At 40.6% G+C, this 16,855-nt stretch carries 20 protein-coding genes and 2 tRNA genes; 2 read left to right on the forward strand and 20 right to left on the reverse strand.

Annotated features, from left to right (window positions below; all coding sequences use genetic code 11):
• Positions 1–90: 90 nt before the first annotated feature.
• The 9 genes from rpsG to rsgA form a co-directional block, all read right to left on the reverse strand.
• Positions 91–561 carry a 30S ribosomal protein S7 gene (rpsG, locus tag ACOMA9_RS08870; protein WP_003026449.1) on the reverse strand — a complete coding sequence of 157 codons (471 nt, stop codon included), beginning with the start codon at positions 559–561 and terminating at the stop codon, positions 91–93.
• 19 nt (positions 562–580) lie between these two features.
• Complete coding sequence (rpsL, locus tag ACOMA9_RS08875; protein ID WP_003026451.1) at positions 581–994, reverse strand: 30S ribosomal protein S12; 414 nt, start codon at positions 992–994, stop codon at positions 581–583.
• A 201-nt stretch (positions 995–1,195) separates the two neighbouring features.
• Complete coding sequence (locus ACOMA9_RS08880; protein ID WP_330945330.1) at positions 1,196–1,780, reverse strand: hypothetical protein; 585 nt, start codon at positions 1,778–1,780, stop codon at positions 1,196–1,198.
• 13 nt (positions 1,781–1,793) lie between these two features.
• Entirely contained in the window at positions 1,794–2,612 is an 819-nt protein-coding gene (gene purR, locus ACOMA9_RS08885; RefSeq protein ID WP_003077581.1) for a pur operon repressor, read from the reverse strand.
• Positions 2,613–2,704: 92 nt separating this feature from the next.
• Positions 2,705–3,649, reverse strand: coding sequence for a 3'-5' exoribonuclease YhaM family protein (locus tag ACOMA9_RS08890; RefSeq protein ID WP_003041828.1), 945 nt, complete (start codon positions 3,647–3,649; stop codon positions 2,705–2,707).
• Positions 3,639–4,895, reverse strand: a complete 1,257-nt coding sequence (locus ACOMA9_RS08895) for a DNA recombination protein RmuC (RefSeq protein WP_247905450.1) — start codon at positions 4,893–4,895, stop codon at positions 3,639–3,641. Before ACOMA9_RS08895 ends, ACOMA9_RS08890 begins: the two co-directional genes overlap by 11 nt.
• Before the next feature lies 1 nt (position 4,896).
• On the reverse strand, positions 4,897–5,529 hold the full coding sequence (locus tag ACOMA9_RS08900; RefSeq protein ID WP_330945329.1) for a thiamine diphosphokinase: 633 nt from the start codon (positions 5,527–5,529) through the stop codon (positions 4,897–4,899).
• Complete coding sequence (gene rpe, locus ACOMA9_RS08905; RefSeq protein ID WP_049514475.1) at positions 5,522–6,181, reverse strand: ribulose-phosphate 3-epimerase; 660 nt, start codon at positions 6,179–6,181, stop codon at positions 5,522–5,524. Before rpe ends, ACOMA9_RS08900 begins: the two co-directional genes overlap by 8 nt.
• 12 nt (positions 6,182–6,193) lie before the next feature.
• Positions 6,194–7,072 (reverse strand): ribosome small subunit-dependent GTPase A, encoded by an 879-nt coding sequence (rsgA, locus tag ACOMA9_RS08910; RefSeq protein WP_330945328.1) that lies wholly within the window; start codon positions 7,070–7,072, stop codon positions 6,194–6,196.
• 111 nt (positions 7,073–7,183) lie between these two features.
• On the opposite strand from rsgA, the gene ACOMA9_RS08915 reads away from it, so the two are divergent.
• Positions 7,184–7,266 (forward strand) — tRNA-Leu (locus tag ACOMA9_RS08915).
• 125 nt (positions 7,267–7,391) lie between these two features.
• Positions 7,392–7,480, forward strand: a tRNA-Ser gene (locus ACOMA9_RS08920).
• A 59-nt stretch (positions 7,481–7,539) separates the two neighbouring features.
• Here ACOMA9_RS08920 and rsmA read toward each other — a convergent pair.
• The 11 genes from rsmA to glpK all read right to left on the reverse strand — a co-directional run bounded on the left by rsmA (position 7,540) and on the right by glpK (position 16,808).
• On the reverse strand, positions 7,540–8,415 hold the full coding sequence (gene rsmA / locus ACOMA9_RS08925) for a 16S rRNA (adenine(1518)-N(6)/adenine(1519)-N(6))-dimethyltransferase RsmA (protein ID WP_330945327.1): 876 nt from the start codon (positions 8,413–8,415) through the stop codon (positions 7,540–7,542).
• Positions 8,416–8,433: 18 nt separating this feature from the next.
• Positions 8,434–9,150, reverse strand: coding sequence for a dimethyladenosine transferase (locus ACOMA9_RS08930; RefSeq protein WP_330945326.1), 717 nt, complete (start codon positions 9,148–9,150; stop codon positions 8,434–8,436).
• A 323-nt stretch (positions 9,151–9,473) separates the two neighbouring features.
• Entirely contained in the window at positions 9,474–10,328 is an 855-nt protein-coding gene (locus tag ACOMA9_RS08935) for an SDR family NAD(P)-dependent oxidoreductase (RefSeq protein WP_106083620.1), read from the reverse strand.
• Between the two features lie 9 nt (positions 10,329–10,337).
• Positions 10,338–10,910: a ribonuclease M5 gene (rnmV, locus tag ACOMA9_RS08940; RefSeq protein ID WP_330945325.1), complete on the reverse strand. Its 573-nt coding sequence runs from the start codon at positions 10,908–10,910 to the stop codon at positions 10,338–10,340.
• On the reverse strand, positions 10,910–11,686 hold the full coding sequence (locus ACOMA9_RS08945; RefSeq protein ID WP_330945324.1) for a TatD family hydrolase: 777 nt from the start codon (positions 11,684–11,686) through the stop codon (positions 10,910–10,912). The genes rnmV and ACOMA9_RS08945 overlap by 1 nt, the downstream gene beginning before the upstream one ends.
• 133 nt (positions 11,687–11,819) lie before the next feature.
• Positions 11,820–11,954 carry a 50S ribosomal protein L34 gene (rpmH, locus tag ACOMA9_RS08950; RefSeq protein WP_003026476.1) on the reverse strand — a complete coding sequence of 45 codons (135 nt, stop codon included), beginning with the start codon at positions 11,952–11,954 and terminating at the stop codon, positions 11,820–11,822.
• Between the two features lie 146 nt (positions 11,955–12,100).
• On the reverse strand, positions 12,101–12,742 hold the full coding sequence (locus ACOMA9_RS08955) for a ribonuclease P (protein ID WP_247906788.1): 642 nt from the start codon (positions 12,740–12,742) through the stop codon (positions 12,101–12,103).
• Positions 12,743–12,833: 91 nt separating this feature from the next.
• The gene (gene jag / locus ACOMA9_RS08960) at positions 12,834–13,871 is read right to left on the reverse strand and encodes an RNA-binding cell elongation regulator Jag/EloR (RefSeq protein WP_126407941.1); all 1,038 of its coding nucleotides are present in this window, start codon (positions 13,869–13,871) and stop codon (positions 12,834–12,836) included.
• 12 nt (positions 13,872–13,883) lie between these two features.
• Positions 13,884–14,699, reverse strand: a complete 816-nt coding sequence (locus ACOMA9_RS08965) for a YidC/Oxa1 family membrane protein insertase (protein WP_270206400.1) — start codon at positions 14,697–14,699, stop codon at positions 13,884–13,886.
• On the reverse strand, positions 14,683–15,042 hold the full coding sequence (gene rnpA, locus ACOMA9_RS08970) for a ribonuclease P protein component (RefSeq protein ID WP_421425266.1): 360 nt from the start codon (positions 15,040–15,042) through the stop codon (positions 14,683–14,685). The genes ACOMA9_RS08965 and rnpA overlap by 17 nt, the downstream gene beginning before the upstream one ends.
• A 254-nt stretch (positions 15,043–15,296) precedes the next feature.
• Positions 15,297–16,808, reverse strand: coding sequence for a glycerol kinase GlpK (gene glpK, locus ACOMA9_RS08975; RefSeq protein ID WP_151379774.1), 1,512 nt, complete (start codon positions 16,806–16,808; stop codon positions 15,297–15,299).
• Positions 16,809–16,855 lie beyond the last annotated feature (47 nt).

Below are 16,855 nucleotides of genomic sequence, written 5' to 3' on the forward strand. Positions count from 1 at the left end.
TCCTACCCGCTTGTTGATTACTCATGCTAATTAGTAAGAGTATTAAGCCTTTGAAAGAGCTTTTGCAATTCTCTAAAAAGAGAAGCAATCTTACCAGCGGAAGTGAGCAAAAGCACGGTTAGCTTCAGCCATACGGTGAGTATCTTCACGTTTTTTAACAGCTGCACCAGTATTGTTAGCCGCATCCATGATTTCTTTTGCAAGGCGATCTTGCATAGTGTGTTCTCCACGTGAACGTGAAATAGTTACCAACCAACGAAGTCCAAGAGTTGTACGACGTTCTGGACGAACTTCAACTGGGACTTGGTAGTTAGAACCACCGACACGGCGAGCACGTACTTCAAGTACAGGCATGATGTTTTCCATAGCTGTTTCAAATACTTCAAGTGCATCATTTCCAGTAGCTTCTTTGATTTGCTCAAAAGCACCATATACGATTGAAGCTGCTGTACCACGTTTACCATCAAGCATAACGCGGTTGATAAGACGTGTCACTAATTTTGAATTGTAGAGCGGATCTGGCAATACTTCGCGCTTAGGCGCACGGTTTTTACGACTCATTGATCTTTATCCCCTTTCCTTATGCTTTTGGTTTTTTCGTACCGTATTTAGAACGGCCTTGTTTACGATCAGTTACACCTGCAGTATCAAGTGCACCACGAACGATATGGTAACGTACCCCTGGAAGGTCTTTTACACGTCCACCACGAAGAAGCACAACGCTGTGTTCTTGCAAGTTATGTCCGATACCTGGGATATATGCAGTTACTTCGATCAGATTGCTCAAACGTACACGAGCAAACTTACGAAGAGCTGAGTTCGGTTTTTTAGGTGTCATAGTACCAACACGAGTTGCTACACCACGTTTTTGTGGTGAGTTTTCACGAGTAGGTACACGCTTCAAACTATTATAACCAACATTTAAAGCTGGTGATTTAGATTTTTCTACTTTTGATTTACGCGGTTTGCGAACCAATTGGTTAATTGTAGGCATCTACATTTCTCCTGTATTTTTTTAATTTTGGTGATGATACACTTGGTGACAGCTATCATCTGTGTGTACTTTTGCAACATTTGTCAGCACGTCTCTGTACACTTTTGAGAGACCAAAAGTAAAAAGTACCGTCTATTAGTATAACACGACGGCACTTTCTTTGTCAATATATTTTTTATAGTTTTCCTATTGAAATCCCAGCTATTGTCCAGTAGTATTTGTGATTGGGACACTTGCTCCGTTTCCGTTAGTCGTTGGAGTTTGAGCTGAATTGGTTTCAGCTTGTCCTGTGGTAGCTGAAGTTGCTGGAGCTTGATAGGTTTGAGGATAAGTTTGTTGGTACGTTTGCCCTGCATCTGTTTGAGGCGTCACAGCGTTTTGATTTGCTGTAGCAGCTGCTTCGCTGGCTGCACGCGCCGCAATCGCGTCACTAACTGCCTTAATCCGTTGTTGAAGTTGAGCTTTTTGAGCTTCGTCTTTCAACTTGTCCACTTTTTCTTGAGCAGGCGTTACATTAGCCGTCGTCTGCTCCGCTTCCAGTTTTTTAACAGCCTCTTCTGCCTCTTGTGCAATTTTGGCTTGCTCTTTTTTCTCTTTTTCTGCTTTCGATTCTGAAGATTTTGATGTTGAAATGGTTCGCCTTACAGTCGGAGCAGCTGCACGCATCGCGTCATCTTGCTTTTTAACGAAAAATAATCCAGTAGCAAGAATGAGCGCCAAAGCTGTAACAATCGAAATTCTTAGCCACAAAGAGCTTTGATCCAATTTATCCAATATATTTTTCAAATTTTCACCTCATCTATTTGTCAAAAATATTCCCAACTTCTACGCTAATTTTGTTGGACTTCACATCGATATCTGTCACTTTCAATAATGATTTGTACTCTAGGTGTTCGCGTTCTGTCTGTGCATTTTCGGCAAAAACAGCTACACCAGCTAATTCCGAATCAAACTCTCGTAAAAGACTAATCATCCCATTAACTGTCCCACCGCCCTTCAAGAAATCATCTACAATTAGTACACGACTGCCAGCTTTTAAGCTTCGCTTCGACAAAAACATCTTTTCAATACGGTCGCCGCTTGAGCCTGACACATAATTGACGCTAACCGTCGAGCCCTCTGTGATTTTCAAGTCGCGACGGACAATGACAAATGGAACATTTAGCACATTTGCCACTGCATTCGCCAATGGCACTCCCTTTGTAGCAACTGTCATAACAGCATCAATTTTTTGTTTTCTAAATGTTTTGGCGATAATGCGTCCAATGTTATTTAAAATAGAAGGTGTACTCAACAAATCTGACAAATAAATGTAGCCACCAGGTAGAATCCGATTGCTTTCGGATAATTTCGTACAAAGTTCTTCTACCATTGCTCTAGCTTCTTTATCTGAGATAGAAGGTGTAAAAATAACACCTCCCCCTGCTCCTGTAATGGTTTCAATATGCCCAATCTCCATTTCTTCAAAAGCACGTTTAATAATGACAATATCTTCAGAAATAGATGATTTTGCGGACTCATACTTTTCGGCAAATGTATTGAGACTAGTTAGCTCATACGGATGATTGATTAGGTAGTTGGAAATGACTACCATACGTTCACTTCTTCTTAATTTCATGTTTTCACCAATTTTATTTTATTTTCTTCATTATATCATAATAAGCTCAAAAAACGAACATTATTTTTGCAATAACATTCGTTTTTCGTTTTTTACTTATCAAAATTAGGCTTATAGAAAGAGCGGTTGTCCATAGCAAAGATTCGATTGGTCATCTCACCCTCGCCAACCAAGGCTAGAGCCGAAGTCATCATCATCATTTCCGCATCTAAATTATCAATCATGTGGATAATTTCAGCTTCCATGATTTTCGGACGCACTGGACTACCGTATTCCAACAGGCCGTGATGACTTAGCAAAACATGACGGAGAATAATGACCTCTTCTCTAGTGTCGTCAATTTTTAATTCTGCCAACACCTTTGTTATTTCTTCATCAATCAAAGCGATGTGTCCGATGAGATTGCCTCGAACAGTGTATTCTGTTTGCTCTGGGCCTGTCAATTCCAGCACCTTTGCTAAATCATGGAGCATAATTCCTGCATAAAGTAAACTCTTATTTAGTTGCGGGTAAATCTCACCAATAGCATTTGCCAGCCGCACCATAGTCGCAGTATGAAAAGCAAGTCCTGCCTCAAAAGCGTGGTGATTGGTTTTCGCTGCTGGATAGGAGTAAAATTCTTTATCGTATTTAGCATACAAAGCCCGTACCACACGCTGCCAAACTGGATTTTCAATTTTAAAAATCATTTGCGAGAGATAGTCACGTAACTCTTGGACATCAACCGGTGGTTTTTCCTTAAAATCAGCCGGATTGTTTGGCTCGCCAACTTTAGGCAATCGCAAGGTAATTTGATTCACTTGCGGAGTATTGTTATATACTTCTCTGCGCCCTTGCATATGGATGACTTTTCCAGCAGTAAATTCTTCCACATTGTGCGGTTGTGCATCCCACAATTTCCCTTCAATCGTTCCAGTGTCATCTTGAAAGGTGAATGCCAAATAGTTTTTCCCTGCCCTTGTTTGACGAAGTTCAGCAGATTTGATGAGGTAAAACCCCTCAAACAGCTCGTCTTTTTTCATTTGGTTAATCTTCATATTCTTCCTCTTCATCTTGGAAATCTAGTAGACCGTTGAAGTCCGATTTGTCCGAAATTTCAATATGGCGCAAAGTTCGCTCGATAGCATTGGTTCTGCGCGTCAGCAATTCATCAATATTGCCAGAAGCATGTTGCAGATGTTTTTGTGCCTTGAGCAAAATGCCACCAAATTTATTAAATTCTGATTTGACATTACCCAAAACCTTGCTGATGTCATCTGCACTTCTTTGAATGTTGAGTGTTTTAAAACCGACCGAAAGCGAATTGAGTAGGGCAGACAACGTAGACGGTCCTGCGACCACAATCTGCTCGTCTCGACGCAAACTGTCAAAGAATTCCGGATTGCGAACGACTTCTGAATAAAGCCCTTCCGTTGGTAAAAACATCACGCCAAAGTTTGTTGTTGCAGGAGGCGCTAAGTATTTCTTATTGATGTCCTTGGCAAAACGTTTGACGCTCGCTAGCAAAGACTTGCGATACAAATCAATCTCTTCTTTGTTTCCTGATTCATAAGCATCCTCTAATCGATAGTAGTCAGCAAGCGGAAACTTGGAATCAATCGGCAAATAGATATATTCTTTTTCCACTTGCCCCGGTAATTTAATCGCATACTCTACGCGCTCACTGGATCCTGCAACCGTCGCAAATTCGCGTTCATACTGGCTCGGTGTCATAATATCTTCAATAATCTGACCAAGCTGCAATTCTCCTAAAATTCCACGCGTTTTGGTATTGGAGAGCACTTTGTTTAAAGTACCGACATCACGCGCTACATTTTGCATTTCTCCCAAGCCACGATTGACCGACTCTAATTGTTTTGAGACCGTTTCAAAGGAGGTTTGCAATCTCGCCTGCAACGTTTTCTCTAATTTTTCTTCCACTGTTTGGCGCATTTGCTCTAAACGACGGTCATTTGACTCTTGAATCTGACGCATTCGTTCGTCTGTCTTATCACGATTTTTAGTTAGATTCTCGCTTATCTCTAACCGCATTTCCGTTAAATTTCGATGTAAATCCGTACGCACCTCACCCAAACGATCTCCCAGAGCTAATTCCAGCTGTTGCTGTGCTAGAAGGCGTTGCTGCCGCTCCTGCTCAAAACGGTAATCCAACTGATCAGATAATTGATCGGCTTGATCTTCAAAAATCTTCTTCGCTTGGTCTGTCTGTTGCTGATTCTTTTGCCACAAAAGAAAGGTCACAATAAGATCTCCCAGCAATAAGAGGATGATTACAAACTCCATACTAACTCCTGTCTTTGCTATAAATGACAATAACATAATCTAATTGGCACTCTAAAAAAACGGGCTCATCTATAAATTCGTTAGAAGCATACACTTTTTTAAAAAAATAATTGGATTCGTTTAAAGGATATTTGGCGCCTTCAATGGTCAAACGACCGTCGTCCACAGGCATAAAAGCTAAATAGTTCATACCAGCTACTGGCTTTATCTCGTGACGCCCTTGAGGGCAATAGCGGAGCTCATTTTGTGCATTGCACAGTCGAATTTGCTGCATATAAGGAGTAATTTCTGGATTACTTGGCAAGAAAATATTTGCCAAAGTATGATCCAAGCGCCCGCCAAAAGCACCAAAAATTGTCACTTGCGCCTGTGGATAACGTGCAAAAACAGCTTTAACTGCCAACTCTAAATCCGTATCATCTTTTTCAGGTTGTGCTTGAAGTACCTCTTTAGATTGAGAACAAATCAAAGCCAACTCTTTCTCCGAAACGGAATCAAAATCACCGACCGCTAAATCTGGGCAAATGCCTTGTTCAATGAGAAACAGGCTTCCCCTATCTACTCCGATAAAGAGGTCAAAATCCATTTGAAAGCTATCTATCGTCCCACCAGCAAAGAGAGCAATTTTAATCATGCAATGCTTCTTTCAAGGTTTGAACCTGATGAGCGACATCACCTTTGAACACATAACTACCTGCCACAAAGACATTAGCACCAGCCTCTTTGGCAATGCGAATGGTTTCATCATCAATACCACCATCTACTTCAATATCAAAGTCTAGTTGGTTCACTTCTCTCAAAACGACTAATTCGCGTACTTTATCCATTGTTTCTGGTAGAAAAGCTTGTCCACCGAAGCCCGGATTGACAGTCATTACTAAGACTTGGTCAACCAGATTAAGTACGTTTTTCACCGCTTCAACAGGCGTTCCCGGATTGATAACAACACTTGCCTTGACACCAGCTGCCCGAATCTTTTGCAAAGCTCCGTGAATATGTGGTGTTGCTTCAGCATGGATGCTGATAATATCTGCACCCGCACGAGCAAAATCTTCAATATGGTGTTCTGGATTGGAGACCATAAGATGACAATCAAATACTAATCTACTGTGTGGTCGCATGCTCGCTACCACACCCGCACCGAAGCTGATATTGGGAACAAAATGTCCGTCCATAATATCAATATGAGCGTACTCTGCCCCTGTGGCTTCTAATTTTTTCAATTCTGATTCAAAGTTTGCATAGTCTGCACTTAAAATAGACGGTGCAATTTTATAAGATTTCATTTAGCTTCCTCCTCATTTAGGTTGCTTTTTAACTGCTTTTTTATAGATTTCACGACGATGTTCAATTTCACTCAAAAATTGCAAGTAATCTTCAAATCGAAAGGCTGCAATTGTTCCATTTTCAACGGCAGGTTTCACCGCACAGTTTGGCTCATGCGTATGGGTACAGGTTCGGAATTTACAGCTGCGACTGACTTCAGCAATTTCAGGAAATGCTCGGTTTAAATCCTCCGCGTTGTCCACTTCGTAATCCAAGGAAGAAAATCCCGGAGTATCCGCAATTTTTCCTCCATTGAGATTGTAAAAACTAACTGCCCGCGTGGTATGACGACCGCGGCCCAGACTTTCTGAAATCTTACCTGTTTCTAATTGCAAATCTGGTGCGATTTTATTGAGCAAAGTGGACTTGCCAACTCCCGTCTGTCCCATAAAAACTGTCTTTTTACTTGTCAAAAATGGCAACAGTTCGGCTACTGTTTTGGCAGTATCATAACCAATCGCTTGGTAAACCTCAAGGAAAACATCTAGCTCCTTGTCAGCTGTCAACAAATCCAATTTACTGATATAGATAATCGGATGAATGGCTTTCTGCTCCAAAAGAACTAAGAACCGATCCAAAAGATTGGGACTAAAATCTGGCTCTTTGGCACTCACTATCACGACAGCCTGATCGATATTAACGATGGGCGGCCTCACTAGACTGTTTTTTCGCTCTGCTATTTTTAAAATGTATCCTTCAGAATCTTTCTCAGCAGAAAATTCGACCTCATCTCCCACATAAGGCGTTTGACCTTTCTTGCGAAAATTCCCTCTTGCTCTGGTCTGATACACCTTGCCTTCTGACTCTACATAATAGAAGCCAGCCAAGGCTTTCACGATTGTTCCTTTCAAATGAACTCCTTTAACGCTTAATAAGTTCATTATAACAAAAAAACAAGTATTTTGCTTTTTAGTGCAAAAAAATGATGAAAAACGTCGCCAATGTGGTATAATAGATACCGAGCGGAAATGGCGGAACGGCAGACGCGCATGCTTCAGGCGCATGTGTCCATTCGGACGTGAGGGTTCAAATCCCTTTTTCCGCATTTTTATTTTGTTAGGTGTTTTGGTATTGCAGCTTATGCTGCGCTTTGCTTTCTCTCCTAAAACGAAATAACCTATTTTGAATGCTTCTATCGAGCCCATTCAAAAATTCCTTATTCTAAATTTTGGAAAGGTGGCCCAGCTTGGTACGGCACCGGACTCGAAATCCGGCAAATGGATTTTATTCATGCGCGGGTTCAAATCCCGTCCTTTCCTTATAAAGAACCTCACTAAAATGAACTTAGTGAGGCTTTTTGTTTACAATATTATCCAACTTATCTGAATCCCTCGTCATATAAGCTGTCTGCTAAACGCGCAAATTCTTGCAAGCCAAGCGCTTCTCCTCGTACACTTGGAGATAACTCAGCGTTGTCCAAAGCGGACTCTAGCTTTGTTTTGACTTCATTAGACTTCCCAAAATAACTGGTCAGATTATTCCAGAGGGTTTTCCGGCGGTGGGTAAAACTAGCTTTTGAGACTTTGAAGAAGAAAGCTTCATCTTTGACCCCAACTGCTGGCTGGTCTCTGCGGACCATCTTGAGGATAGCCGAATCCACATTTGGAGCAGGAACAAAGACTGTTCGTGGTACGATAAAAGCGACCTTGGCGGTCATATAATACTGCACCGCTATTGACAAACTGCCATAAGATTTACTATTGGGTTGCGCCGAGATACGATCAGCCACTTCTCGCTGCATCATCACGACAAATTCACTAAAAGGAATGCCACTCTCAATCAAGTGCATGAGGATAGGAGTGGTAATGTAGTAAGGCAGGTTGGCCACCACTTTGATAGGAAGATTTGGATTAGCAAATTCCTTGATTCGGGCTTGCAAGTCTGACTTAAGAATATCTTCATTGACCACGCGCACATTGTCAAAATCCCGCAGAGTATCTGCCAAAATCGGCACCAAGCGATCATCAATTTCAAAAGCCATGACTTCGGCTGCATTTTCCGCCAAAAACTCAGTCAGTGCCCCGATGCCTGGTCCGATTTCGATAACATTAACATTCTCATCAATCTCAGCTGTGTCCACAATTTTTTGTAAAATATTGGTATCCGTCAGAAAGTTCTGACCGAACGATTTTTTAAAAGTAAAACCATGACGCTCTAAAATAGCTCGCGTCACACTATAATCCGCAATTCTCATAAATCTCTTTTCTATCTGTTATCTGAATAAAATATATAAAATTCGCATAATTCCCAGCACAAGCAAAATCCAAAATGCCGGATGAATACGGCGTTTAGTTTCTGTTGAAGTAGATTCAGTCACATCAGTCATTTGCTTGCTTTTTTGATTTTTACGTTTCTTCAACTCATCTTGGTAAACAGCTGATTTTAGAATATTGTCTTCTGGCAACATGTCTGAAGCATAATCATCTGGGAAACCCATAGCTATCCCAAGCAAATCTTTATCTGTTAAAGAAAAATCCAAATCTTCCGGTTGATTTTGCTGAATAGCACGGACATTTTTTAAAAGTTTGTCAGAAGCAATAGGCAACTCATTCATAGAAATAATTTCTAAAACGTCAAATCCTAGCGTATCACCCTCTTTGATATTTACAGTAATGTAACACACAAAGTCATCGTACAGTTGCAAAGTCTGTGGAGCATGCTGCTCTAAAAAGGAGCGATTGCGACGAGCATTCTGATGAAAATTTTCAACAGAAAGAGCAATCCCCATATCCTGTGTCCGATAAAATTCTTCTGTTTTTCCTTTATCTTCTTTTTCAAGCTCTTCTGCTTTTTTCCATAGAGCAATAGCTGATTGCAGCTCTTCTTCACCCCAAAATAGTTGCCAGAAATAAGGAATCGTATAAATTCCCTCCGCTAAAACACGTACCTCATCTCCGTTTTTTAAATAAATATAGCTTCTATTTGCCATCTCGCTTCCTTTCGTATTTTTTTCATTCCATCTCAACATCTGTCAATCCAATCTCAAATAATTCTAGTCGTTTGAGCAATTGTTTCTCATTTGGATAGCCCATGCAGAATTCTTCAACTCAGAATTCACAACATTTTTGGACATCAACTTCATGTGAAACCAGTAGTACATAATGTTTCATTAGTGACATCAGTCATCATCACTGTCAAGCACTTCAAACATAATCTTTTGTAAATATCAAAGTTGACATATTATCGCCAGCTAAATCCCTCTTACCACTCATCATGCTTAAAAAACATACTAAACGCTATAATATTCGACTATCATTCTCCGGTCTTCTCTGTGGTTAGTTGCGTCAAAATTCGGTAGAGTTTCTCTTGTGCCTCTTGATCATAAACCGAGCGATTGGCTTTGACCTCTTGGCATTTTTCATTGTATAAAAAGCCGTTATAGCTGTTTCCCGTGGCGAGAGCGACATAGGTTTGTGCCATTTCTTCAGGCGAAATTGAGAATCGAGATTTCAGTTTGTATAGGTTTTTCATAAAGGAAGAAAGGTGACTATAACGCTTCATATCTACCTTAACACTAGGTACTCTGATAGCCTGAATTGTAACGTCTTTGTACCTTGCTCTCATAGCTAAGGTCAGCATCAGAAGCGCTAATTTGTTCTGGTAATAAGTTTTTGAAGGGGTGTAAGATTGTTCGCCCTTTAGATTATCAAAATTCAATTTAATAAAAGGATAGGCTTGTAAACCTTGCGATGAAATATTGAGAATGCGACCACTCTCGGACTCTTTCAATAAGGAAATAAAAGACTGGGATAGCAAAAAAGGAGCTACAACATTGGTCGCAAACTGCTTTTCCAATCCATCTTTGGTTAAAACTGGTTGCTTAATTGATAAATCAAAGTCAGCAGCATTATTTATCAAGACATCAAGCGCTCCTTGAGTCTGGATATAATTTTCAATAGCTGTTTTGGTACTCGTTAAGTCAGAAAGATCTGCTAATAGGTAGCTGACATGAGAATTACCAGTTTCACTAATGATTGTCTCACAGGCGCTCTCAGCTCTCTCTTTACTACGACAAAAAATCGTTACCTGCCAGCCTTTATCAGCTAGCTGTTTAGCTGCTTGATAACCTATCCCGCTATTTCCACCTGTTATGATACATTTTTTCATACTATTCCTTTACTTTTCACTTTCTTGATAATGCGCCATCACGCTCTCAACTTTTGCTAAATTTATCCCAAATAATTCCAAGCGTTTAAGCAATTGTTTCCCATTTGAATAGCCAATACGGAGTTCTTTCCCTAAAAACTCGCGACGTTTGCGGCTATCTTTTCCAGCTAGAAATCCTAAACGAATCAAATCTGAGCGTGTAATGTCAAAATCAGTCGTTTTTTCAAAATTCTTAGTCACCTGCGAAAGAGCTGTCCTCAAATCTTCATAAGAAGCATGCTCAATACCTAATGATTTTCCTTTACTTTTAGACTTGGGAGCTGCCTCATTGCGCTTTAAAAAAGCATGCTGAACGCTAGGAATCTCTGTCATAATCATTCTACGAATCCGCTCACCATTGACATCTGGGTCAGTAAAAACAATCACTCCATACAGATCATGAAGGCGTTTGATGCGTTTCATATCTTCTTGGCAAATCGCAGACCCTCTCGTTTCGTAAGTTTCTACGTCAAAATACCGCTTGAGATTGGCCGTATCGTCCCGACCTTCTACAACGATGACTTGAGAAATTTTTTCTTTCATCAATCTTCTTTCAAATTAAATATTCGCAGCGCATTTTCATATGTCGCTTGCGCAACTTCTTCGACAGTTAACCTACGAAGTTCTGCAATCTTGTCTACAACATAGCGAGTATAAGCCGTCCGATTTTCACGACCACGTTTTGGAACAGGAGCTAAGTAAGGTGCGTCAGTTTCAACTAGGATTTTATCCAAAGGGAGATTCTGCGCAGCTTCCTGCACATCTACAGCCTTCTTAAACGTGACCACACCCGAAAATGAAATCATCATACCAAGCTGGATAAAACGCTCTGCCATTTCCAAAGAACCTGAATAAGAGTGCATAATGCCGCCACGAGGACCAACACCTTCACTTTTAATAATCTCATATGTTTCGTCCAAGGCATCACGAGTGTGCACTACAAAAGGCAAGTCAAGATCTTTTGATAATTGAATCTGCCGCCGAAAAACTCGCTCTTGTACTTCTTTTGGTGTTGTCATCCAATGATAATCCAGACCAATCTCACCAAGAGCAATAACTTTTGGATCATGCAAATGACTGACAAGCATGTCCTCCACTTCCTGCGTGTAAGAACCTGCCTCCGTCGGATGCCAGCCAATCGTACTGTAAAGCTCATCATATTGACGAGACAGCGCTAGCGACTTCTCAATAGTTTCTGCATCAAAACCTACAATATTCATCTTAGTAACACCGAACTCACGAGCAAAAGCAATTTCTTCAGCTTCTTTTCCTGTAAAATTCTCCACATTGAGGTGGGTATGTGTATCAAAAATATTCATCCTATATTTCCTCTTTATATCAGTTTCTATTATATCAAAATCTCTGAGCAAATGCAGATTGTCTCTTTGTTATCCAACAAAAAAACCAGCGGTCTCGAGTTTCCGTTGGTTCTTCATCTTGTATTCGTTTGGATTATGCAGCCAAAACTTTGCGTCCTTTACGACGACGGCTAGCAAGTACGCGACGACCGTTTTTAGTTGCCATACGATGACGGAAACCATGTTTGCGCGCACGACGGATTTTACTTGGTTGATAAGTACGTTTCACTTTGAATACCTCCTCTTAGATTCTTGTATTCGTTTAGCCGGCTATTGTGATCAGTTACTAAACATACTTTATTATTCTATATGATTCTAAGCCTTTTGTCAATAGCAGCGCGAAATTGTTTTTGCTAAAGCCTCAAGAAAGTTTGTCTAAACCTCGTACAATTCTCTGGTTGCCTCATAAAAAGGAATGAGTGTTATCATAGCAGTCTGAAGCTCATCCAGAACTTGCCTTATTGATGTGGCTTGGGCTAAATCTACATCGTATTTCACTAAGACTTTACGGACTTGCCCTGTTTTTACTTGTTGGCTCAAATACTGTCGATTTTCTTCTGTTCCAGCAAATCGTTGACTGACTCCATTTATTTGAGCCAAGTAATAAACTGGAGTTGCGATTGGCACCTGCAAAACTCGATTTTGCTTCGTCAGACTGGTTTCATCTTTCTTGCGCTCGATAAAGCTGACTTCTAACGATACTCCAAAATCACTTGGCTTCCCATATAAACGCAGGGCAAACATTGGTTCTGTGATATCGCCATAACCACATAAATAGTTCCAAAAATGGGGACGCAAAATTTGTGCTTGATTCATCCAGTTGCTGGTACGCTCCAGAGTTAATTTTGGATAAGATGTTTGAAATTGCTTCACCAAGTCCGAAAATTCCGCGCGTGCTACCTGACCTTTTTGCTTAAAATCAAGCATCGTCTCTCTCAATTCTCCCGCTTTATCAGGAGAAATATATTTATGTCCTTGTAATGCTAAGTAAGTTTCAATAGCTGGAAAAATAGACATGTAAGCTCCTTTCTTCTCAATCTCAAGCACGTCATTAGTGGACTAAGCGGAAAGAAAGACTGAAAAGAAATTCTTCCCAGTCCTCAGTTTATTATTCACTGTCAATATCCACGACAACATAACGATTTGGCTCATCACCTTCTGAATAGCTGGTAAGTCCGTCCATTTTAGAAATGATACGGTGGATAATTTTCCGCTCATTGTTGGACATTGGGTCGGTTTTTTGACTATGCTGGTATTCCAACACACGGTCAGCCAATTTTTGAGCGTAGCTTTGTAGAACTTCTGCTCGATGTTCTACATAATCATTAACATTGATAGAAATGTAAAAACTCTTAGAATAGCGATTATAAAGATAATTCTGTGCCAACAATTGAAGAGCTTTCAGCACTTTTCCGTGATAGCCGATAATGCGACCAGGCTCATTGGTATCAATCTGCATATTGATTGTCCGACGATTATGAGCACTTGCAATACTAGCTTCAACGTCCATTTCGTCCACGATGTTTTGCACATAACCTGTCACACTCGCAACAACTTCTTCAACATCATAATCTTCTTCCACTTGAATGCCCAGATCTTCAAAATCAGCCGGCTCCTCAGCTATCGGTTGGACTTCCGAGTGCTTTTCTACAGCTTGGTCAAAAGCAATAATCTTGTCAGTTGTCTTTTCTTCTTGAGCGACCGATTTTTGAAAATTTACGATGTCACTATCTTTCAATAAGTCAATTGTGCCTGTTTCTTCAAGAATCGTGCTGGCTTCTTTTTCGTGCTTCAAAATTTCAGCTTTTACATCATCTGAGATTTCTTTGCCTTCTTCTTCGATTTTTTTAATTGCTGCAACAACATGTCCTAAGTCAACAGTTGCTTCACTCACGCTTTTAACGGGCTCATTTTGAGCATTGATTGCTTCCGGAACACCTTTGACAGCCTTTTGATTTGCCTTTACCACCGTCGTTTCGTTAATGGGCTCCACATCAACTTGGGCTAATTTCTTGCCAAATAATCCTAAAAATCCTTTTTTCTCACGAGAAATCACTTTGATATGTGCTTTCATCCGCGGAATATCTAACTCGCGCAAGCCATTTTGAATGGCTTCTTCAACACTCGCTCCTGTAAATAATACCATACAAGCGCCTCCTTACTTTTTCTTTTTTTGTGCTTTGCGATAAGCACGTTTTTTCTTTTCTTCACGTTCCCGCTCAGCAGTCGCTTTCGCTTCTCTTTCTGCAATGATTTTATATGGATTGCTCAGTAAAAGCGTTTGGAACACTTGATACGCGTACGATGTGCTCCAATACAAAGCAACCCCACTCGCTACACTCATGGCAAAGAAGAAGACAAACAGCGGCATGACAAACATCATTCCTGTCATCAAGCCATTGCGTTCCGCCATTCCTTTATTGCTCAACCAAGTACTCAAAAAGGTGAAAACGGCTGCTAAAACTGGCAAAATATAATAAGGGTCTGTCGCGCCCAGATTCAGCCAGAGAAAATGCCCTACTTTGAGAAATTCAACGCGTGTCAAGGCATGATACAAGGCAATCAACACAGGCATTTGAATGAGCAAGGGCCAAAATGATGCCGATGGTTTTACTCCTAATTCCTTATACAGCTTTTGTGTTTCTTCTGCCAAACGACTGCGACTTTCCATGTCGCGTCCTGGATACTTCGCCTGCAATTCTTTCACTAACGGCTGCGCTTCCTGCATTTTCCGAGAAGCATTAATCTGCAATTGGAAAACAGGCAAAAGAACTGTCCGAATAATCAATGTGAAAAGGATAATCCCAATTCCTGTACTTCCATTGAATGACAGAAAACGAATCGTTACGGCGAAGAAATAGACAAATCTCTCCCATAAATCCGGCGAACTCGCTGTGACCTCACTCGTCCCACACGCCGTTAAGATGAGCGAAGCTAAAACTAAAAGCCCCGCCAGTTTACTTTTCTTTTTCACTACTCAAACCTTCCTGATAAATTTTTGCTATTTTTAGTACATGAAGCAAATTTTGCTCTAATTCTTGATAAGTCAGAATTTCCACACCTTTGCGTGCAATAACGACAAAATCAAGCGCTGCTAACTCTGCTTGATGAGCTATCAAAACGTGTCGAATACGGCGTTTAATCTTATTGCGTATGACCGCATTTCCTAGTTTTTTACTGACAGATATTCCTACTCGAAAGTGTTTTTGTTTCTTTTCTAATTTATAAATGACGAATTTTCTATTGGCAAAACTTTGCCCACTTTTGAAAATCGCATTAAAATCTTTCTCGCTCTTGACGCGATAGCTTTTCTTCAAAACTCAACTCCATCTACCAAAATTATATCTATTATACCATAATTTTCAAAAAAACCAATAAGAGCAGGCATATTCACCGTTTTACCCTATCCAACTGATACAAGAACGCATGTAATTCACTCTTAGTCTGAAAATTTAATGCTAAAAGAGTTAGTAAAGTAAAGAAGAGCGACTAAGATTGTCTCCTAATCCCTCTTCTCGTATCTTATACCGAATGATTACCGACATGTGTAACTCATAGTTATATTTTTCAACTATTTGCTAGATTCTTTTGCAAAAAATTGCGTAGCTGCAACTGCTGCTTTCCAGCCTTTGTACAATTTTTGGCGCTCTGCTTCTAGCATCGCAGGTTGGAACGTTTCCCCAACCGCATTTAATGTTTTGAGTTCTTCCATGTCTTTCCAATAGCCGACTGCAAGACCCGCCAGAAAAGCTGCTCCAAGAGCTGTCGTTTCCAAATTTGCCGCACGCGCTAATTCAATTCCCAAAATATCTGCTTGGAACTGCATGAGAAAATCATTCATGGCAGCACCACCATCTACCTTCAGAACTTGGATTGCTGTACCTGTGTCCATTTGCATGGTGTCAATAATATCGCGCACTTGATAAGCAATGGATTGCAAAGTTGCTTTGATAAAATCTTCTTTACTCGTTCCACGTGTCAAGCCAAAAATAGAACCTCTTGCTTCTGGATCCCAATAAGGCGCTCCAAGTCCCGTAAAAGCTGGAACAACATACACTTCATTTTCATTGGTGGATTTTTTTGCATATCGCTCAGACTCAGGCGAGCTAGCAATCATACGAAGACCGTCACGAAGCCACTGAATGGCACTACCCGCAATAAAAATCGAACCTTCCAAAGCATAAGTCACTTTGCCATTTATCCCATAACCAATGGTTGACAAAAGATTATTTTTTGATAAATTGCATTCCTGACCAGTATTCATAATGATGAAAGAGCCTGTCCCATAAGTATTCTTCACCATTCCTGGCTCAAATGCTAATTGTCCAAAGAGAGCTGCCTGCTGATCGCCCGCCATTCCTGCAATTGGTACCTCTCCGCCATAGAAATGGTAGGGAGCTGTTTTGCCATAAATTTCTGAATTCGAGCAAACTTCTGGCAACATAGCCTTAGGAATATTGAGCAAGGATAAAATCTCATCATCCCATTGTAACTCTTTGATATTGTATAGCATGGTCCGCGCTGCATTTGAATAATCAGTCACATGAGCTGCACCATCCGTTAATTTCCAAACCAACCAGGTATCAATCGTGCCAAAAAGCAATTCTCCTCGCTCTGCACGTTCCTGCGCTCTCTCTACCTGATCTAAAATCCAGCGTACCTTGGTCGCAGAGAAATAAGCATCTATGATCAAACCTGTTTTTTGATGAAAGAAATCTACATATCCATCTTGCTTGAGCTTTTCTGCTAAAGGAGCTGTTTGCCGAGACTGCCAAACAATGGCATTGTAAATGGGCAAACCCGTTTCCTTATCCCACACAACCGTTGTCTCCCGTTGATTGGTAATGCCGATTGCTTCAATCTCTGTGGGCTTGATGCCACTTTCAATAAAAGCATTTGCAATGACCGACTGCACAGAATTCCAAATCTCATTTGCATTGTGCTCAACCCAGCCCGCCTGTGGAAAAATCTGAGTAAACTCTTTTTGACTCGTAGCAACCTTCTCACCTTTCTTATTGAAAATAATCGCCCGTGAGCTGGTTGTTCCTTGGTCAATCGCCATGATATAAGTTTCTTGTGACATAAAGCGCCTCCGTTGTATAATCTGCTTTTATTATACACAATAAAGCG

The sequence above is a fragment of the Streptococcus atopicus genome (genome assembly GCF_049166725.1).
Lineage (GTDB): Bacteria > Bacillota > Bacilli > Lactobacillales > Streptococcaceae > Streptococcus > Streptococcus hominis.